Origin of the sequence: Citrobacter sp. CF971, from assembly GCF_006385635.1 — a bacterium.
GTDB classification, from domain to species: Bacteria; Pseudomonadota; Gammaproteobacteria; order Enterobacterales; family Enterobacteriaceae; genus Citrobacter; species Citrobacter freundii.
In genome coordinates, this window is sequence record NZ_CP041051.1 from 1,654,113 (window position 1) to 1,674,205 (window position 20,093).

Here is a 20,093-nt window from a genome sequence, read left to right on the forward strand (position 1 = left end):
TCAGGAGAAAAGCCATGAGGTGGCAACAACGTGTTCGTGTCGCAACGGGTCTAAGTTGCTGGCAGATTGTGTTGCATTTACTGGTAGTGGCGTTGCTGGTAATGGGCTGGATGAGCGGCACGCTGGTGCGCGTCGGCCTGGGATTATGCGTCGTTTACGGCGTAACGGTTTTATTAATGCTGGCCTTGCAACGTCACCATGAACAACGCTGGCGTGACGTCGCTGATGTGCTGGAAGAGCTGACTACCACGTGGTATTTCGGTGCCGCAATGATCGTGCTGTGGTTGCTGTCGCGCGTGCTGCAAAACAACGTCTTGCTGGCACTGGCGGGTCTGGTGATCCTGGCCGGACCCGCCGTGGTCTCGCTGCTGGCGAAAGACAAAAAGCTACATCACCTTACGTCGAAACATCGCATACGCCGCTGAGCCGGTTGTGGCCGCTATCACCAACAGCGGCCACAAACTTCCCCAGACAATCTGCAGACTCGCATCCTTCAGGTAAATCTGTTTCGTGATGTCCGTAAAATGGCGGATCGGGTTTATCCACGTCAGATTCTGCAACCAGACCGGCATGTTTTCGACTGGTGAGACGTAGCCCGAGAGTAAAATCGCCGGCATCATAAACACAAACACGCCGATAAACGCTTGCTGCTGGGTGGCGCACAGCGATGAAATCAGCAGACCAAAGCCGACCAGCGACAGCCCGTAAATTACCATTGTGAAATAGAACAACCCCAGTGAACCGGCAAATGGAATGTCATAAGCCCAGATACCAATTGCCAGCACAATGGTGGCCTGAAAGGTGGCCACAATCAGCGCGGGAACTGCTTTGCCGATGAAAATCTGCCAGGTGGTAAGCGGGGAGACCAGCAGCTGATCCAGCGTGCCTTGTTCGCGCTCACGGGCAACCGAGAGCGAGGTGACGATCATTACGCCGATAGTGGTGATCATGGCGATCAGCGACGGCACCACGAACCATTTATAATCCAGATTCGGGTTGTACCAGTTACGCACGACCAGCTCGCTGTTGTTTGGTTTCAGCTTGCCGTCCATCAGCTCCTGCTGATACGTCTTAACGATTTGCTGCAGGTAATTGGCGGCAATTTGCGCGCTGTTGGAGTTACGCCCGTCGAGGATAATCTGCATGGGAGCTTGCTGGAAGGTGTCCAGGTTGCGCGAAAAATTGGCCGGGAAGCGCACCAGCAGCAGGGCTTTTTGCGTATCGATGGTAGGTTTAATCTCCTGCGGGCTTTTCAGCAGCAGAACATGCGTAAAAGCGCTGGCGCGGGCGAAGCGCTGGGTAAGCTCAACCGAATGTTTACCGTTGTCTTCGTTATAGATAGCGATCGTGGCGTTGGTGACTTCCAGCGTTGCCGCGAACGGGAACAGGATCACCTGAATCAGCACCGGTAAAATCAGAATGGCTCGCGTCTGCGGTTCGCGTAATAGCGATTGCAGCTCTTTGCGAATTAATGTCCATAAGCGATGAAACATGCCCGTCCCCTTAATCCAGCCGACGTTTGGTTTTAAGCCACGTCAGGCCAATAAACATCACCGCCGAAGCGATTAAAAACAGCACGTTAATAATCAGCACCACCGGAATATTTCCCGCCAGAAACAGGCTTTGCAGGGTACTGACGAAATAACGCGCCGGAATAATGTAGGTTACCGCCCGGATAATCGCGGGCATGCTGTCTATCTGGAAGATAAAACCTGACAGCATAATCGAGGGCAGGAAAGCGGCGTTCAGCGCGACCTGCGCGGCGTTAAACTGGTTGCGGGTGATGGTGGAAATAAGCAACCCCATGCCAAGCGTACTGAGCAGAAACAGGCTGGTAATGAAAAACAGGATCAGCAACGAGCCGCGATAGGGCACGCCAAGAATAAATACCGACACCAGCATACACAGCAGCATCGCCAGCATGCCGAGGAAATAATAGGGGATCAGTTTGCACAGCAGTAATTCGACGCGGGTGACTTCGGTAGAAAGCAGTGCCTCCATGGTTCCGCGTTCCCATTCGCGCGCCACCACTAATGAGGTGAGGATCGCGCCAATCACCGTCATGATGATGGTTACCGCCCCGGGAATAATAAAGTGCTGGCTGATGGCCGCCGGGTTAAACCAGTAGCGTGTTTGCACGTCGATCAAAGGCTCGAACGATCCCCCACGATCTTCCGCCCGCTGTTGCTGCCAAATCTGCCAGATGCCTTCGACATAACCCTGCACAAAGTTGGCGGTATTGGGTTCGCTGCCATCGGTGATCACCTGGATCGGTGCCACGTCATTAGGCCGCGCCATCTGCTGGGCAAAATCCACAGGGATCACCACCAGCCCGCGAATGCGCCCGGCCTGCATTTTCTCAATCAATTCCTGCCGGTTATCGCTGATGGTGGCGTCAATATACGGCGAACCGGTCATAGTATGGGTAAAATCCAGCGCCTCTTCGCTTTGCTGTTCGAGCAAAATCCCGACCCGCAGTTTGCTGGAGTCGAGGTTTATCCCGTAGCCGAAGATAAACAGCAGCAGCAGCGGGATCACCACCGCAATCAGCCAACTGCTGGGATCGCGAACGATCTGGCGCGTCTCTTTCACGCACAGCGCACGTACGCGACGCCAGGAGAGAGCGGAGTTACTCATGCGCGTGCTCCTTATCCCAGTCATTGATTAGCGTAATGAACGCCTGCTCCATGGTCGGGTCCGGCGTGTCGCTGTCGGCAGCCTGAGCTTTCAGGTCGTCCGGTGTTCCGCTGGCAATCAGTTTGCCGCGATACACCAACCCGATGCGATCGCAGTATTCCGCCTCGTCCATAAAGTGGGTGGTCACCATCACCGTGACGCCTTTTTCCACCATGCTGTTGATATGCAACCAGAACTCACGACGGGTGAGGGGATCGACCCCGGAAGTGGGTTCATCAAGGAACAGAATGTCGGGTTCATGCATCAGCGAGCAGGCCAGCGCCAGACGCTGCTTAAACCCTAGCGGCAGTTCGTCGGTGGCGTGGGAAGCGATACTCTTCAGGCCAAATGCCTCGCTCATTCGATCGATTTTCTCCTTCTGCGCCCGACCACGCAGGCCGTAGACGCCGGAGAAAAAACGCAGATTTTGTTCAACCGTCAGGTTACCGTACAGGGAGAATTTCTGCGCCATATAGCCCAGATGCTGACGCGCTTTGCCGGAGCTGACTTTCAGGTCCATATCCAGCACCAGCGCTTTACCGGAGGTGGGGACCAGCAGGCCGCACATCATTTTAAAGGTGGTGGATTTGCCGGCACCGTTGGGTCCTAACAGACCAAAAATCTCGCCGCGCTGTACGGAAAAGTCTACGTGGTCGGTCGCGGCAAAATCGCCAAACTTCTTGGTCAGAGCTTTGGCTTCGATCACCGTTTCGCCAGGCGTGCCTTCTACGGTATGCAGGATAGCGCCCAGCGGGGATTCCGATGTTCCGGCTCCGCCGAGTAAATCGATAAAGGCATCTTCGAAGCGGGGTGCAGTTTCATTGATGGTTATCTGCGGCATGCCGTCAGCGTTTTGGATCTGCTGAGCTGTCGCCTCTTTTTTCAGGATTAAACGGACGGATTTCCCCTGAATCATTCCGTCGCTGACCAGCGGTAGTTTTAACGCGCGTTGCAGCAGTCGGCGGTTATTTTCCTGCGGACTGCTCATCAGGAAGCTGCGACCAGCCATGGTTTGCGTAAGCTGAGTAGGATCGCCCTGGTATAACAATTCGCCTTCGTTCATCAGCAGCACATCACGGCATTGCTCTGCTTCATCCAGATACGACGTACTCCAGAGGATCAGCATGCCGTCTCCGGCCAGTTCGTGGACCATTTGCCACAGTTCGCGACGGGAAATTGGGTCGACACCCACACCTGGCTCATCCAGCAGCAACACTTTGGGTTCGCCGACCAGCGTACAGGCTAGCCCGAGCTTCTGCTTCATGCCGCCGGAAAGTTTGCCGGCCAGTCGTCCGGTAAATGGCCCCAGAGAGGTAAACTCCAGTAGTCGGGCAAAGGTTTTTTCTCGCGCCTCACCGGTGACGCTGCGCAAATCGGCATAGAGATTGAGGTTCTCCATGACGGTCAAATCTTCATACAGACCAAATTTCTGCGGCATATAGCCCAGCACCGCGTGCAGCGCGCTGTCGTCTTTGATGGGGTCAAAACCAATTACCGCAGCACTTCCGGCATCAGGTTTTAATAATCCCGCCAGCATGCGCATCAGCGTGGTTTTGCCCGCGCCGTCCGGCCCGACAAGCCCGGTCACGTAGCCCGCATGCACGATACAGTCGAGCGGGGCGACGGCCGGTTTTTCCATTCCAGCAAAGTTTTTCGTCAGCCCTTTAAGCGTAATGACGGCGTCATTCATGCCGTGCCTCATCGCCAAATTTTATCGTTACCGGCATTCCCTGACGTAGCGCATCGTCCGCGTCGGTTACGACAATTCGCAGGCGATACACCAGATCGGTGCGCAGATCAGGAGTCTCGACCGTTTTCGGCGTAAATTCGGCGGTTGGTGACACAAAGCCGATTTTGCCGTGATACGGTTTGTCCGGGCGACCGTCGGTATAGAGCAGGATCTCACGTCCTGGCTGCGCCTGGCTCAGATTGCGTTCGTCAACGTAGGCGCGGACCCATACCGGACGCGTGAGCGACAGCGTCAGTACCGTGCTCCCTTCGTTCAGCATGCTGCCGGGTTCAACCGCGCGGGTGAGAAGCGTGCCGTCAGATGGCGAGGTCAGCGTGGTATCATGCAAATTAAGTTCTGCCTGTGCCAGCTCTGCCTGAGCTTGTTCGAGCGTGGCTTTTGCCTGTTCGATGTCCTGCACACGATTACCGCTGCGATATTGCGTGAGTTTATCCTGTGCGGATTTCAATGAAGCTAACGCCTGATCGCGAGATGAACGCGCATTTTCCAGATCGTTGGCAGAAATGGTACGGCTTTTCCACAATCCTACCTGCCGATTGTAAAAATTCTGCGCGTAATCATAGGCGGCCTGCGCCTGTTTGACTGCCGCCGCGGTTTGCGCGATCTCTTCTTCGCGATACCCTGCCAGCATCAGATCGTATTGCGCCTGCGCGGCGGCAACGTTGGCTTTTGCCTGCATTAATGCGTTTTCATACGGCGCGCGATCCAGTTCGCCCAGCACCTGACCGGCGGTAATCGCATCGCCTTCGTCAACAGCCAGCGAGGCCAGCCTGCCGCCGACGCGAAAACTCAGGTTGACGCTACGGATGTCGACATTGCCGTACAGCGTCAGGCCGTTATCTTGCCGACTCTGATACCACCACGTTCCACCGGCAATCACGGCAACGAGGGCCGCGATAACCAGCCCGAGAACGACAGGTTTTTTCATGACTCCAGACTCCTTTGCGTTAAACCTTGCAGAATAAGATCGATGTGACAGGTGATCGTTTGGTCAATCAGCGCGGTTTTATCCTCATCAAATTGTGACCAGCCCGTACGCAACAGAATGGTTTCTTTCCCCAGACGAAAAGCCAGTACCTCGCCGAGTATGGCGTGGGTATGCAGAATCATTTGGGTATCGTTGGCATCGCCGCCGGTATAGGCGGCAATTAGGCGCGTCAGGTGTGTATGCAGCGGATTGATAACCTGGTCGTGCACCAGTTGATAAGCCGCAGTGGGGGAAAGCTGTTCACGCGAGATAAATTTACTCAGGTTAACGGTGTCGTCCTGGGTTAACAGCATGATCATATTTTTGCAGGCGCGCAGGATCAGTTCACGCATCGCGCCACGATCCGGTTCTGGCTGAGCGAATAAACGCTCGGCCTCTTCAGCGTGCGGACGAAACTGTGAGCCGATAAAATCTGCAATCCACTGAGCGCAGGCGAGATATAAATCCTCTTTTGAGCCAAAATAGTAGGTGATAGCCGCAATGTTTTGCCCGGCCTGTGCAGCGATATCGCGCGTCGTGGCGTGCAGACCATACTCGCCGAATTGCGCCAATGCGGCGGCAATGAGCTGGTTCTTCGCCTGTTCACCTTTGGTTGTCATGGTGGGTGTATTCATGGCACGACTCTGATCTTAATCAATCGATTGATTAAGAATATGACTGATGTGCAGCCTTGTCCAGTCCGGACGGTTATTTTCCAGTGAAGGGATAATTTATGCGGCACATCACAAAAACTGCTACACTCCGCCCCTTCATGACATTGTGGTTTTTGTCATCTCTATTGTATGTATCTCCCTGAAAACGACACCGGTAACGGTCAGGGCGGTTCGGAGTTGTTATGTCTTTTGATTCCCTTGGTTTAAACCCTGAAATTTTACGTGCCGTTGCCGAGCAGGGTTACCGTGAACCTACCCCTATTCAGCAGCAGGCTATTCCTGCCGTGCTGGAAGGCCGCGATCTGATGGCCAGCGCCCAGACCGGTACGGGGAAAACGGCAGGTTTTACCCTGCCGCTGTTGCAGCACCTGATCACCAATCAGCCGCATGGTAAAAGCCGTCGTCCGGTTCGTGCGCTGATCCTCACGCCAACCCGTGAACTGGCGGCCCAGATTGGCGAAAACGTACGTGATTACAGTAAGTATCTGAATATTCGCTCGCTGGTGGTCTTCGGCGGCGTCAGCATTAACCCGCAGATGATGAAGCTGCGTGGCGGTGTGGATGTACTGATTGCCACCCCGGGTCGTTTACTCGATCTGGAGCACCAGAATGCGGTAAAACTGGATCAGGTGGAGATCCTGGTACTGGATGAAGCTGACCGCATGCTGGATATGGGCTTTATTCACGATATTCGTCGCGTTCTGGCAAAACTGCCGGCAAAACGTCAGAACCTGCTGTTCTCGGCAACGTTCTCTGATGACATTAAGTCGCTGGCCGAAAAACTGCTGCATAACCCGCTGGAAATCGAAGTGGCGCGTCGTAATACCGCGTCCGAGCAGGTAACTCAGCATGTTCATTTCGTCGATAAAAAACGTAAACGTGAACTGTTGTCACAGATGATTGGTCAGGGCAACTGGCAGCAGGTGCTGGTGTTTACCCGTACCAAACATGGCGCGAACCATCTGGCAGAACAGCTGAATAAAGACGGCATCCGCAGTGCGGCAATCCACGGTAATAAATCTCAGGGGGCGCGTACACGTGCGCTGGCTGATTTTAAATCCGGTGATATACGCGTGCTGGTAGCGACCGATATTGCCGCGCGTGGTCTGGACATTGAAGAGTTACCGCACGTGGTGAACTACGAGCTGCCAAACGTCCCAGAAGATTATGTGCACCGTATTGGTCGTACCGGGCGTGCCGCTGCTACCGGCGAAGCGTTGTCTCTGGTGTGCGTCGATGAACACAAGTTGTTGCGTGACATCGAGAAGCTGCTGAAAAAAGAGATCCCGCGTATTGCAACGCCAGGCTATGAGCCAGATCCCTCCATTAAAGCTGAGCCGATCCAGAATGGTCGCCAGCAGCGTGGCGGCGGTGGTGGTCGCGGGCAGGGCGGAGCAGGGCGTGGCCAGCAGCCGCGTCGTCAGGATGGCGGTGCACCAAAAGCGAAGCCGCGTAATGGCGAAGGCAAACCGGCAGGTGATAAACCTCGTCCACCGCGCCGTCCGCGCAAACCGTCCTCAGCGCAGTAATTGCGAGCCCGGCCGAAAGGTCGGGCTTTTCTTTTTGCGACACGGGATAGAAAGTGCCACAATAGTGGCTGTTTATACAGTATTTCAGGTTTTCTCATGGCACTTACGGCTGCGTTAAAAGCGCAAATCGCCGCCTGGTATAAGGCGCTTCAGGAACAGATCCCCGACTTTATCCCCCGTGCGCCGCAGCGGCAGATGATTGCTGACGTCGCGAAAACGCTGGCAGGTGAAGAAGGGCGGCATCTGGCGATTGAAGCGCCGACAGGAGTGGGGAAAACCCTGTCGTATCTGATTCCCGGTATTGCCATCGCGCGTGAAGAGCAAAAAACGCTGGTGGTCAGCACCGCCAACGTCGCTTTGCAGGACCAGATCTACAGCAAAGATTTACCGCTGCTGCGCAAAATTATCCCCGACCTGCGTTTTACCGCCGCGTTTGGTCGCGGACGCTATGTCTGCCCGCGTAACTTAGCGGCGCTGGCCAGTACTGAACCCAATCAGCAGGATCTGCTGGCTTTTCTCGACGATGACCTGACGCCCAACAACCAGGAAGAACAAAAGCGCTGCGCCAGGTTAAAAGGCGATCTCGACAGCTACAAGTGGGACGGGCTGCGCGATCACACCGATATCGCCATTGACGACGGACTCTGGCAGCGTCTGAGCACCGATAAAGCTAGCTGTCTGAATCGCAACTGTCACTATTATCGTGAATGCCCTTTTTTTGTCGCCCGCCGGGAGATTCAGGAAGCTGAAGTGGTGGTGGCTAATCATGCGCTGGTGATGGCGGCGATGGAAAGCGAAGCTGTTTTGCCGGAGCCGAAAAACCTGTTGCTGGTACTTGATGAAGGCCACCATTTGCCGGATGTCGCGCGCGATGCGCTGGAGATGAGCGCGGAAATCAGCGCCCCCTGGTACCGGCTCCAGCTGGATCTGTTTTGCAAATTAGTGGCGACCTGTCTTGAACAGTTTCGCCCGAAAACCACGCCGCCGCTGGCGAATGCCGAGCGTCTGAACGGTCACTGTGAAGAGCTGTATGAACTGATTTCATCGCTCAATAACATTCTTAATCTGTATATGCCTGCTACTCAGGAGGCGGAACACCGCTTTGCGATGGGCGAACTGCCTGCAGAAGTGATGGAGATTTGTCAGCGTCTGGCAAAGCTTACGGAAATGCTACGCGGGCTGGCGGAACTGTTCCTCAACGATCTCAGCGAAAAAACCGGCACTCACGATATTGTGCGTCTGCATCGGGTTATTTTGCAGATGAACCGGGCGCTGGGCATGTTTGAGGCGCAAAGCAAACTGTGGCGGCTGGCATCGCTCGCGCAGTCGTCAGGTGCGCCGGTGAGTAAATGGGCGACGCGCGAGGTGCGTGACGGGCAGATCCACGTCTGGTTCCACTGCGTGGGGATCCGTGTGAGCGATCAGCTCGAACGACTGCTGTGGCGTAGCGTCCCGCATATTATTGTCACTTCCGCAACGCTGCGCTCGCTCAACAGCTTCTCGCGTTTGCAGGAGATGAGTGGTCTGAAGGAAAAAGCAGGGGATCGGTTTGTCGCGCTGGATTCACCGTTTAATCACGTTGAACAGGGCAAAATCGTCATTCCGCAGATGCGCTACGAACCGTTAATTGATAACGAAGAGCAGCATATCGCGGAAATGGCCGCCTATTTTCGCGAACAACTGGAAAGCAAAAAGCATCAGGGGATGCTGGTACTCTTTGCCAGCGGTCGGGCGATGCAGCGTTTTCTTGAGCATGTTACCGATCTGCGCCTGCTGTTGTTGGTGCAGGGCGATCAGCCGCGCTATCGTCTGGTAGAGTTGCACCGCAAACGGGTGACCAACGGCGAGCGCAGCGTGCTGGTTGGGCTGCAATCTTTCGCTGAAGGTCTGGACTTGAAAGGCGACCTGCTGACCCAGGTGCATATTCACAAAATTGCTTTTCCACCGATCGACAGCCCGGTGGTGATCACCGAGGGCGAGTGGTTGAAAAGCCTGAACCGCTACCCCTTCGAGGTGCAGAGCCTGCCCGCGGCGTCGTTCAATTTGATCCAGCAGGTTGGGCGACTCATCCGTAGCCATGGCTGCTGGGGAGAAGTGGTTATTTATGACAAACGTTTATTGACCAAAAACTATGGCAAGCGTTTACTGAACGCGTTACCCATATTTCCGATAGAGCAACCTGCTGTGCCAGACGTTATAGTAAAACCAAAAGAAAAAGCGAAACCCACGCGCCGCCGTCGGCGTTAACGATGCGAGCAACAGGCAAGGAGTTATCGATGGATTACCGCAAAATCATTAAAGAGATTGGGCGAGGAAAAAATCACGCGCGTGACCTGGACAAGGATACTGCTCGCGGACTGTATACCCATATGATGAACGGCGACGTACCTGACCTTGAGATGGGCGGGGTGCTGATTGCGCTACGTATTAAAGGCGAAGGCGAAGCGGAGATGCTGGGCTTTTACGAAGCGATGCAAAACCACACCATTCGCCTGACTCCGCCGGTTGCCAAACCCATGCCGATTGTCATTCCCAGCTACAATGGTGCACGCAAGCAGGCGAATTTGACGCCGCTGCTGGCGATTTTACTGCATAAGCTCGGTTTCCCGGTAGTCGTGCACGGTGTCAGTGAGGATCCAACCCGCGTGCTGACAGAAACCATTTTTGAACTGATGGGGATTACGCCAACGCTGCATGCCGGGCAGGCGCAGGCAAAGCTGGATGGTCATCAGCCGGTGTTTATCCCGGTGAGTGCGCTGTGCCCTCCGCTGGAGAAACAGCTGGCGATGCGCTGGCGCATGGGCGTGCGTAACAGTGCGCACACGCTGGCTAAATTAGCCACGCCGTTTGCTGAAGATGCGGCGCTGCGTCTTTCCAGCGTGTCCCACCCGGAATACGTCTCGCGTGTGGCGAAGTTCTTCGGCGATATCGGTGGGCGCGGCCTGTTGATGCATGGTACCGAGGGCGAAGTGTATGCCAACCCGCAGCGCTGCCCGCAGATAAGCCTGATAGATTCATCCGGTGTGCGAGTGTTACAGGACCGACAGAGCGAGATGCCTGACGAGCCAGTACCGCTGCCGGTGGCAAAAGATCCGGAAACCACCGCGCGCTGGATTGAGCGTTGTCTGGCTGGCAGTGAGCCGGTCCCGGCATCGTTGAAAATTCAGATGGCCTGCTGCCTGGTGGCAACCGGTGAATCCGCCTCGCTGGCCGAAGGACTTGCCCGCGTCGAGCAAAGTTTCTGATTCATTTGTTATCCCGACGGGCCTTTTACCTGGTCTGTCGGTTTTCTCTTTTCGGCAACGTGAAATTTCTGCACGTTTATTGACCTCCTGAGCGCCGTGGCGCAGCATAGTTTGTTGAAAAATAAGAAACACAACAAACACGCGACACAACAGGAGATAACAATGAACAGTGGACATCGCTTCCATGTGCCAACGCTGCACGCCTTTATCCAGGCCGTTTTTCACCAGATGGGAAGCAATGATCAGGAGGCGCGGCTGGTGGCCGATCATCTGATAGCCTCTAACCTCGCCGGTCACGACTCCCACGGCATCGGTATGATCCCAAGCTATATTCGTTCATTCTCGCTGGGGCATCTGCAAATCAACCGTCATGCCAAAGTGGTAAAAGATGCGGGGGTGGTGATTACGCTTGATGGCGATTGTGCCTTTGGTCAGGTGGCGGCTCACGAAGCCATCACGCTGGGGATTGAAAAAGCTCGTCAGCACGGTATCGCCGCCGTGGCATTACATAATTCGCATCATATCGGACGTATTGGCTACTGGGCGGAGCAATGCGCGGCTGCAGGTTTTGTCTCAGTGCATTTTGTGAGTGTGGTCGGGATCCCGATGGTTGCACCGTTTCATGGCCGCGATAGTCGTTTTGGCACTAACCCCTTCTGCGTTGTTTTTCCGCGTAAAAATACCTTCCCACTATTGCTCGACTATGCAACCAGTGCCATCGCGTTTGGCAAAACCCGTGTGGCATGGCATAAGGGCGAGCCGGTAGCTCCTGGATGTCTGATTGATGTGGAGGGGATGCCTACAACCGATCCTGCGGTAATGCAGGTTTCTCCGCTGGGATCGTTGCTAACCTTTGCCGAGCACAAGGGGTATGCGCTGGCGGCGATGTGCGAAATTATGGGTGGTGCGCTTTCAGGGGGTAAAACCACACATGAAGAGAGCCTGCAGACCAGCCCGGACGCCATCATCAACTGTATGACCACTATTATTATGAATCCGGAACTGTTCGGCGCGCCGGACTGCGACAACCAGGTCGCAGCATTTGCTGAGTGGGTGAAAGCGTCCCCGCATGCTGAAGATGCCCCGATCCTGTTGCCAGGTGAGTGGGAAGTGAATACTCGCGAGGAACGGCTGAAACACGGTATTCCGCTGGATGCAGGAAGCTGGCAGGCGATTTGCGAGGCGGCGCTGCAAATAGGCATGCCGGACGCCATGTTGCAGGAATTCCGTCAACGACTGGAACACTAAGCAAAAAAAAGCCCGTCCAGTGGCGGACGGGCAAACAAAGGGTAACAAACAGGGTCAATGAGGGTTGGAGCATTGGGTCGTACAGGTAATCTTTCGGTTATTTATAGATAACCGCGGTGCCGCTCATTTTGTCTTTACCGACAGCGGAAGTGATGCTGTAACCAGTTGCGCCAGCAGCAGCCGCTTTCTCAGCCAGTTTGGCTTCCAGGCCATCCAGTGTGGTGGCGCCATCAGCAGAAACTACACCAATTTTATTCATGCTTTGTGCCTGAGTGGAGGAAACCGGCTCGGCAGCGAAAACGCCAAATGACAGGGTAGACAGGGCGATGGCAGCAACAGCAAATTTGATATTTTTCATGATTAATCTCTCGCAGGGTTGTTCTGTTAGTAGTCAGTGTTCTTTAAGAAGACGTTGTTCCGTCGATGTGATAAGTATCACGTTTTTTTTGGTGAGAGAAAATCGAATAGAATTGACGACATCAATCAAAAAAATTGAATGACAAATAACTTATTGAATATTAATAAATTCAGGCGAGGGATTTACAGTTCTTGTCATTGCGCTTTACAGAGAAACCAACAACGGCACATTTTGCCACACAGAGTGCGAAAAAGCGTGCTCGTAAAGGAAATCGTATGTGCTGAAACTTTTGGTAAAGATGAGTCAACGTAGCTGGCTGTCTTTCGAACCTCTGCGATTATATCCTGAAAATGCCGAGCTATGTGAATCTTTATCCTGTTGGCAAGTGATGCACAAGCGTACCCCTGGCACGGCCTCACGTCTGGCCTGAGGGATAGGATTGCCACATTCTTCGCATTCATACAGACTTTCCCCGGTCGGTAACTCACCGCGGGCGCGGGCAACAGCATCTTCAATAGTATTGTTGATCTGTTCGTTAACTGCGTCGTCATTTGCCCATCCGGATGCCATGTGTACCTCCTGCTGCTGATGTCTACAGACTAAGTATAGCGAAGGTGATGGCTGAAAAACGACCATGCGCCAACAGTATCAGATTTCAGACCATTCGCGCAGCAGGTTATGGTAGAGATTGAGTAATGACAGGATCTCGTTGCTCTCTCCATGACGAGCCTTCAGGGATTGAATGTTTTTATCCAGTTCAAAAAGCATGGCGCGATTTTTGTCGTCACGGATCATCGACTGGATCCACATAAAGGATGCCACACGAACGCCATGGGTCACTGGCGTTACGCAGTGTAGGCTGCTGGAAGGGTAAAGCACCAGATCGCCTGCCGGAAGCTTCACCGCATGCTGGCCGTAGGTATCATTGACCAGCAGTTCTCCTCCTTCATAATCATCCGGGTTACTCAGGAATAAGGTTGCGGAAAGGTCTGTGCGCATCCAGCCGTTTTCCGGATGGCTACGCACCGCACCGTCAACGTGAAAACCATAGGTCTCGTTGTCCTGGTAGCGATTAAACAGCGGTGTGGAGAGCGTTTTCGGTAGTGCTGCGGCGAAGAAAAGCGCGCTGTTATTTACCGCAGTCTGTACCGCCTGTTGTAAAACGCCGTAGCGTTCACTTTGCGTATTTACCTGCTGGTTGTTTTTAACCTGCGCCCCCTGAGCGCCGGTGGTTGCGCGGCCATCAACCCAGTCGGCTGCGTCCAGTTGCTCGCGAAACCAGGCGACATCCTGCGCCGACAGAACGCCGGGAATGTGGTACATCATCAGTGTTTCTCCTGAAAGTGGGGCTTTCGCCCCACGCGATGGATCAGAAATGCATATTGGCGGTGAGCAGGAAGGTTCTTGGCTCGCCTGGATGATAACGGTATCCACTCTTGTTTATGGAGGATACATAATCGGTGTCGAACAGGTTATAGACGTTTAGCTGGAAATCGAGATTGCGATTCACGCGATAGCCCAGTTTGGCGTCGGCGACCCAGTAACCTTCAGTGTAGGATGGCGTACCCACGGCGCCGTCCGAACCGCGATGCATACTGCCCACGTAGCGAGCGCCTGCGCCAACGGAAACATCGTCGGTTGCTTGATACTGGCTCCACAGCGTGAACGCATGTTCCGGCGTATACGGCAGGGATGAGGAGCCATCCTGAGCAACGTTTTTGCCGCTGTGGATGGTGGCGCGTTGCTGGGTGTAACCCCCAATAATCTGCCATGCGGGGGTGATGTTGCCTGCTACCGAGAGCTCGTAGCCTTCAACGCGTTTCTCCCCGTACTGGGACCAGGTTCCGTCGTCGTTCTGCTCAACCTCATTCTCAATATCCGTGCGGAAAATTGCGGCGGTTAACAGCAGGCGCTTATCCAGCACCTCCCATTTGGTGCCAATCTCGCTGGTTTTCGCTTTCTGCGGTTTGAAGTCGGTACGGTTTGCGCTGTTACCGCTTCCGCCCTGAGCAAGGGCAAAGTTGCTGCCGCCCGGCGGTTGCTGAGAAACGGCATAGTTAATGTAGACATTGCCGTTATCGGTCAGGTGATACAGCGCGCCCGCTTTCCAGTTCACCAGATTGCCTGATTTGGCAGTATCCACAGTGGTGACCGGGGAACCTTTGGCGACGCCTGTCGGACATGCCACTGCACCACGGCCAGAAGCGCCGCAAGCGGTGGCGCTGTCATATTCAGTGCGGTAATTGTCGAGGCGAATACCACCGTTCAGCTCAAACTCACGGGTAATTTGTAGCGTATCAAAAGCGTATATGCCAAAGGTATCGGTTTGCCCGTTAGCGTTGGCGCCGTTACGCGATAATCCGCCGATATTCACGTCGCTGTTGGGATGATAAATATTAACCGGCGGCGGGGTAATCGGGGCTACGCCATAGTTGGTTTGTGTTTCGCGCGTCAACTCCACGCCAGTGCTGATGTCGTGACCGATGGATCCCGTGTAAAACTTTGAGGTCAGGTTGGTCTGGTTGGTCAGGATTTTGTTACTGACATCTTTGGTATTTGCCAGGCGTGACCAGGTCCAGGTGTCGGTGCTGCTGGTGGGTTGCGTAATATTAGACGCACCGCCCATCACCGCCGTCATCAGATAATCCTGTTTAATACGCGACCAGCGAGTGGTGTTGCGAATCGTGGTGCTGTCGCTCAGGTCATGTTCAAAACGCATCGTCGCGGTATCGGTCGTCGAATCGTCGTAATCCGAGTTGGTGCCGTAGAAGTTATGCGTATCAACTTTTCCTGAATGATTCAGTGCAGACGTCCCTGCGGAAGGCGCGGAGTAACCCGGCAGGCCGATGGTGGGAATACCCCCATCCGGTGTGTTGTGTTGAGTAACGTGCAGATAGTTCAGATACAGTCGGTTCTCGGTGCCTAAGCCAAAAGCAAGTGAGGGGGCCACGCCGTAACGTTCATTCTTAACATTATCGCGACCGGCATCATGTGTTTTTTCACCCATCAGGTTTAAACGTGCGGCGGTGGTCTCGCCGATAACCTGGTTAATGTCCAGTGTACCACGGCGGAACCAGGCGCTACCGACGCTGGCCGACGCATCGATTCCTGAGTCGGTACGCGGCTGTTTGCTGATCATATTGATAGAGCCAGTCGGTGCGCTACGTCCATAGTCGGTACCGGAAGGACCTTTAATCACTTCGACCTGTTCGGTATTGAAGGTATCGCGCGTGACGCTGCCGATATCACGAACACCGTCGATATAAATACTGTTCGAAGTATCCGCGCCACGCATATAAACCGCATCACCGGTAGTGGAGTTGCCGTTTTCACCAGCGAAAAACGCGCCAACGCCCGGTACGTTTTTCAGCGCATCGGTCAAATTTGTTGCGCCTTGATCCTTAATCACCTGCTCAGAAATCACCGTCATGGTGCGGGTGGTATCCGCCACCGGGCGGGAGAATTTAGGGTCGGCAGACTGTGTTGGGGCGTACAGCGAAGGTTTGGCCGCTTCAACGACCAACGTATCTTCTTGTTTTTTATCCTGATCGCCTGCTGCGACAGCCTGGGCTACCGGAGACAGGCCAATGCACAGACCGGCAAAAAAAGTCAGTGAATGAAAACTACTGGACGGCAAGTTGCGATTTTTATCCATTTTAATTAATGACTTATTATTTTTTGAGTAGACGGTTTCACTCACGCGAAGGGACATCTCTGTGGATGTTGTACCCTGCAGGTCTCGCGAAAATGAATGTGTAATTGATAATGATTTTAATAATCATTTCTAATCAGTGCGACGTTTTAACATTCATTAATTCAAAAATAAATACATTTATTTACATTGGATTCAAAATGCCAACACATTGATTACAAATTGAGCTGCAATGAAGTGAACAGCGCGCACATAACTGCATTCGGGATGAATGCAGTTAGGCTAAGGAAGGGGAGTTATTTATAGATAGTTGCGGTGCCGTACATCTGATTTTTACCGCCAGCAGAATTAACGACAAAGCCTTTTGCTCCTTGCTCTTTCGCTTTCTCTGCCAGCTTGTCTTCAAGGTCGCTCAGGTTAGAGGCGCCGGTAGCGGATACTGTGCCGGAAGCTTGTAGCTGACCGGTAGCTGGGCTGGTGTATGGCTGTGCAGCAAAGGAGGCAAATGTCATGCCGGTAAGTACGGTAGCGGCAAGTAATGTGAGGCATTTTTTCATGGTGATATCCTCTGAAAAACAACAGGTGTGCCTGATAAGTTTAGGTCGTCAGCGGATGACATTTACCGCAAAAAACTGGTGATGAACTGTCTGTTTTTCGAACAATCAGCAAAGCGTCAAACAGGCGTAAAAAATCAAATTTCCTTGTTGTGAGTGTTTACCACGTGGCGTTATGCGGGTATCTTACGCCGCTGTTAAAAGGAGAATGCTATGTCCGCCCAGAAACCGGGATTACACCCACGCAACCGCCACAATGGCCGTTATGATCTTGCGACTTTATGCCAGGTTACCCCAGAGCTGACGCAATTTCTCACCCTCACGCCCGGCGGGGAGCAGAGTGTTGATTTCGCCAATCCGCAGGCAGTAAAGGCGCTCAATAAAGCACTGCTGGCGCATTTTTATGCGGTGAAAAACTGGGATATTCCGGACGGTTTTCTGTGCCCGCCGGTTCCTGGTCGCGCTGACTACATTCACCATCTGGCCGACCTGTTGGGGGAAACCAGCGGAACCATTCCGGCAAATGCGAGCATCCTGGACATAGGCGTAGGGGCAAACTGTATTTATCCGCTGATCGGCGTGCATGAATACGGCTGGCGATTCACGGGCAGTGAGAGCAGTAGCGAAGCGTTTAACAGCGCTCAGGCGATCATAAACGGCAATCCGGGGTTAACCCGTGCTATTCGTCTGCGCCGTCAGAAAGATGCTTCGGCAATCTTCAACGGTATCATTCACAAAAATGAGCAGTATGAAGCCACATTGTGTAACCCGCCATTCCATGATTCTGCGGCCTCAGCCCGTGCAGGAAGCGAGCGTAAACGTCGTAATCTGGGGCAAGATAAAGATGATGCGCTGAACTTTGGCGGACAACAGCAGGAGCTGTGGTGTGAAGGCGGCGAAGTAGCGTTCATCAAAAAAATGATCGTCGAAAGCCAGGCTTTTGGGCGTCAGGTTATGTGGTTTACCACGCTGGTTTCGCGCGGCGAGAACTTACCTCCGCTGTACCACGCATTAACGGATGCGGGCGCGGTGAAAGTGGTCAAGAAAGAGATGGCCCAGGGGCAAAAGCAGAGTCGCTTTATTGCCTGGACCTTTATGGATAACGATCAGCGTCGTCGTTTTATGGCGCGTAAACGCTAAAGCGTTGGCTCGGTTGGCGGCAGCGGTTCGCTTGCCGCAGACGTTGGACCATTCCCTGGTGCAGGCAACACTTGATAGGTCTGTACCGGGGCGCGTATGTTGGCCAGATCGAAGTATTTCTTCACCTGGCTGTCGAGCGCAAAACGTACCGTCCACTGCTTCAGCGGCAAGGTGGTAAACGAGACCCGTAGTGTGAATGCTGTATTGGTTAATCCTACAATCCCGGCAAACGACGGCTCGCCAATAATCAGCCCGCGAATATCATCTTTTTCCATCACCGCAGCAACCGCATCTTTCAACGCCTGATTCGCTTTATCCGCATCCTCATGGCGGTCTACGTCGTAATTGGCGACGACCGATCCAATTCCCCGCACAAAGTTGGCGAAGGTCGTTATCGATGACCAGGGAATGATATGGTACGCCCCGGTGTCCTGACGCACGCCCACAGAACGGATGGACATCCGTTCAACCGTACCGGTGAGTGGACCGATGGTCACCAGGTCGCCGGTGTTCATGCCATTTTCAAACTGAATAAAAATCCCGGTAATAATATCTTTTACCAGCGTTTGCGAGCCGAAAGAGATAGCCAGCCCCAGCGCCCCGGCCCCGGCCAGTAAGGGGGCGATATTGACGCCGATTTCCGACAACACAATCATGATGGTGATCGTGCTGATGATCACCGCCAGTGCGTTACGAAACAGTGTCAGCAGGGTGCGGGTACGCGCGCTGGGCAGCGGACGACCGTGGATATCGGAAGCCAGACGATTTTCAATCAGGCTGGCGAGAATCGTCCAGCCGATGGCGGAGAAGAATAAAATCAGCGCGATACGGATCAGGATATCCACTGTTTTTTCTCCTGCGCCGTAATGCAGCCAGTTCCAGAAGTCGAACAGCCCCCAGGCATTCAGTAGCAGCATCACCGCAACGCACACCGTCAGGATCCTGGCTACGCTTAACGCTGTCGACAGCCAGCCATTCAGCCGCTTTTGTAGTTCCGGATAGCTGCGCTGGGTGTGTGGCGAAAGGGTAATAGTTTTGGCTATCCAGCGGGAAAACATGCCGGAAACAAAGGCGGCAATTCCAATGATTACCAGGCTGCGCAGCGTAGCGCCCATCATGAATTTCAGGCTGTTGCCCGGATCAAACAGCGAAAAGAAAAACAGCACAATGAAATAGGCGCTGGCCAGCCAATGCCATACCAACGCAAAAGCACGAATAAACAGACTGAAAAAAGCGAGGGATCTTTCCGCCAGATTCAGCAAATGCTGCGTTATCTCTTTCTTGTTTCTGAAAATCAGGTACAGCGCCCATAGCGTGATACATAACATGATGATGACGTTGGCCATCGCGCCGACCTGCACATTGACCTGATTCGAGATAATGGGTACGGCAACGATAAGCCCGTAGCCAATCAGGCTGCTCAATGAACTCAAACGGCGATTCCAGTAGCGTGCGCCAGCATCCTGAATGTTAAACGGGCGCAGCTCGGCCACCGTTGGGCAAAATATCAGGCGCAAAATGGCCTTGAAGAATTCAATCAGGGCGAAGGCATTGAGAAACAGGCTTTGCTGAAAGGCGATCGTGCGACTGCCAGCGTTCATTTTGTCGCTCAGTATCTGCCCGACAAATAATGTCAGCGCCAGCAGAAGCAAATCAATAATGAATGCGCCAACGATCATCGCCGGAAGCTGAAGCCAGTTGCTGCGTTCGCGGTTTTTCCGCCGCGCCCATTGTCCCATTTTGCGATACAACGGTAGCGCGCACAGGCGAACCAGCCAGAAAAAACCGAACACTGACACCGCCAGCATTAAAAAATGCGTCAGAGCATTGGTGAACGTTTGCGGATTAAAGGTCTTATGCGGGGCATCGGTAATATTGCGATAAAGCTGGGCAAAGCGGCTGGAGAGCGCCTCACCGTAGTGGCGGGTGACGTCCGTGACGTTTTCCAGTACCGTTTTTTCTTCCGTTAACGTGGGCGGGACAATGGTTGGCACCGGCTCGGCAGGAGGGGCAGTGGCCACTTTGCGTAACTGACCGATCAGCTCCTGACGCGAGGCGTCATTTTCCAACACATCGGCCAGTGCGCCGTAAGCCGCTTTTTTCTGTTCAATATCCGGCTCTTTCGCCGCTGTGGTTTGCGCGTTGGTTGATGTTGGCGTGGTGACGCCAGGTATCGTCACCGCCTGAGTCGGGAAACTCAACAGACAAACAAAAATGAACAGGATCCCGCGCATGACTCCTCCCATGAGAAAATAAATTCAAAAGGATAAGTATAGATGTCAGGGCGGGAGAGAATTGAA

At 53.7% G+C, this 20,093-nt stretch carries 17 protein-coding genes; 6 read left to right on the forward strand and 11 right to left on the reverse strand.

Going from position 1 to position 20,093, the window contains the following annotated elements; genetic code table 11:
* Positions 1–14: 14 nt before the first annotated feature.
* Positions 15–425: a YbhQ family protein gene (locus E6P06_RS11355; RefSeq protein ID WP_003035203.1), complete on the forward strand. Its 411-nt coding sequence runs from the start codon at positions 15–17 to the stop codon at positions 423–425.
* Here the strand turns inward: E6P06_RS11355 and E6P06_RS11360 are convergent.
* Genes E6P06_RS11360 through cecR form a run of 5 tightly spaced genes read right to left on the reverse strand, consistent with a single transcriptional unit; the run spans position 387 to position 6,028 of the window.
* The gene (locus tag E6P06_RS11360) at positions 387–1,493 is read right to left on the reverse strand and encodes an ABC transporter permease (RefSeq protein ID WP_003035205.1); all 1,107 of its coding nucleotides are present in this window, start codon (positions 1,491–1,493) and stop codon (positions 387–389) included. The genes E6P06_RS11355 and E6P06_RS11360 overlap by 39 nt on opposite strands.
* A gap of 10 nt (positions 1,494–1,503) precedes the next feature.
* On the reverse strand, positions 1,504–2,637 hold the full coding sequence (locus tag E6P06_RS11365; protein WP_139935244.1) for an ABC transporter permease: 1,134 nt from the start codon (positions 2,635–2,637) through the stop codon (positions 1,504–1,506).
* A complete protein-coding gene (locus tag E6P06_RS11370) occupies positions 2,630–4,366 on the reverse strand; it encodes an ATP-binding cassette domain-containing protein (protein WP_101741857.1) in 1,737 nt (578 codons plus the stop codon). Before E6P06_RS11370 ends, E6P06_RS11365 begins: the two co-directional genes overlap by 8 nt.
* Entirely contained in the window at positions 4,359–5,354 is a 996-nt protein-coding gene (gene hlyD / locus E6P06_RS11375; RefSeq protein WP_060855610.1) for a secretion protein HlyD, read from the reverse strand. Before hlyD ends, E6P06_RS11370 begins: the two co-directional genes overlap by 8 nt.
* Positions 5,351–6,028, reverse strand: a complete 678-nt coding sequence (cecR, locus tag E6P06_RS11380) for a transcriptional regulator CecR (protein ID WP_003035216.1) — start codon at positions 6,026–6,028, stop codon at positions 5,351–5,353. Before cecR ends, hlyD begins: the two co-directional genes overlap by 4 nt.
* Before the next feature lie 221 nt (positions 6,029–6,249).
* Here cecR and rhlE point away from each other — a divergent pair, with 221 nt between their 5' ends.
* The 4 genes from rhlE (at position 6,250) to E6P06_RS11400 (ending at position 12,089) form a co-directional block, all read left to right on the forward strand.
* On the forward strand, positions 6,250–7,596 hold the full coding sequence (gene rhlE / locus E6P06_RS11385; protein ID WP_003035219.1) for an ATP-dependent RNA helicase RhlE: 1,347 nt from the start codon (positions 6,250–6,252) through the stop codon (positions 7,594–7,596).
* Positions 7,597–7,692: 96 nt separating this feature from the next.
* Positions 7,693–9,843 carry an ATP-dependent DNA helicase DinG gene (dinG, locus tag E6P06_RS11390; RefSeq protein ID WP_003035224.1) on the forward strand — a complete coding sequence of 717 codons (2,151 nt, stop codon included), beginning with the start codon at positions 7,693–7,695 and terminating at the stop codon, positions 9,841–9,843.
* Positions 9,844–9,872: 29 nt separating this feature from the next.
* Complete coding sequence (gene ybiB, locus E6P06_RS11395) at positions 9,873–10,841, forward strand: DNA-binding protein YbiB (protein ID WP_003035227.1); 969 nt, start codon at positions 9,873–9,875, stop codon at positions 10,839–10,841.
* A 162-nt stretch (positions 10,842–11,003) separates the two neighbouring features.
* Positions 11,004–12,089, forward strand: coding sequence for a malate/lactate/ureidoglycolate dehydrogenase (locus E6P06_RS11400; protein WP_139935245.1), 1,086 nt, complete (start codon positions 11,004–11,006; stop codon positions 12,087–12,089).
* Positions 12,090–12,186: 97 nt separating this feature from the next.
* On the opposite strand, the gene ybiJ is transcribed toward E6P06_RS11400, so the two are convergent.
* The 5 genes from ybiJ to mcbA form a co-directional block, all read right to left on the reverse strand.
* Complete coding sequence (ybiJ, locus tag E6P06_RS11405; protein ID WP_003035231.1) at positions 12,187–12,447, reverse strand: DUF1471 family protein YbiJ; 261 nt, start codon at positions 12,445–12,447, stop codon at positions 12,187–12,189.
* Between the two features lie 303 nt (positions 12,448–12,750).
* Positions 12,751–13,017, reverse strand: coding sequence for a DksA/TraR family C4-type zinc finger protein (locus tag E6P06_RS11410; RefSeq protein ID WP_139935246.1), 267 nt, complete (start codon positions 13,015–13,017; stop codon positions 12,751–12,753).
* A 78-nt stretch (positions 13,018–13,095) separates the two neighbouring features.
* A complete protein-coding gene (gene ybiX / locus E6P06_RS11415) occupies positions 13,096–13,773 on the reverse strand; it encodes a PKHD-type hydroxylase YbiX (RefSeq protein WP_003035235.1) in 678 nt (225 codons plus the stop codon).
* A gap of 43 nt (positions 13,774–13,816) precedes the next feature.
* On the reverse strand, positions 13,817–16,102 hold the full coding sequence (locus E6P06_RS11420) for a catecholate siderophore receptor Fiu (protein ID WP_139935247.1): 2,286 nt from the start codon (positions 16,100–16,102) through the stop codon (positions 13,817–13,819).
* A gap of 293 nt (positions 16,103–16,395) precedes the next feature.
* The gene (mcbA, locus tag E6P06_RS11425; protein WP_003035239.1) at positions 16,396–16,656 is read right to left on the reverse strand and encodes a DUF1471 family periplasmic protein McbA; all 261 of its coding nucleotides are present in this window, start codon (positions 16,654–16,656) and stop codon (positions 16,396–16,398) included.
* Positions 16,657–16,866: 210 nt separating this feature from the next.
* Between mcbA and rlmF the strand changes: the two genes are divergently transcribed.
* The gene (gene rlmF, locus E6P06_RS11430; protein ID WP_003035241.1) at positions 16,867–17,793 is read left to right on the forward strand and encodes a 23S rRNA (adenine(1618)-N(6))-methyltransferase RlmF; all 927 of its coding nucleotides are present in this window, start codon (positions 16,867–16,869) and stop codon (positions 17,791–17,793) included.
* On the opposite strand, the gene ybiO is transcribed toward rlmF, so the two are convergent.
* Positions 17,790–20,027 carry a mechanosensitive channel protein gene (ybiO, locus tag E6P06_RS11435; protein ID WP_016149831.1) on the reverse strand — a complete coding sequence of 746 codons (2,238 nt, stop codon included), beginning with the start codon at positions 20,025–20,027 and terminating at the stop codon, positions 17,790–17,792. The genes rlmF and ybiO overlap by 4 nt on opposite strands.
* Positions 20,028–20,093: the final 66 nt, after the last annotated feature.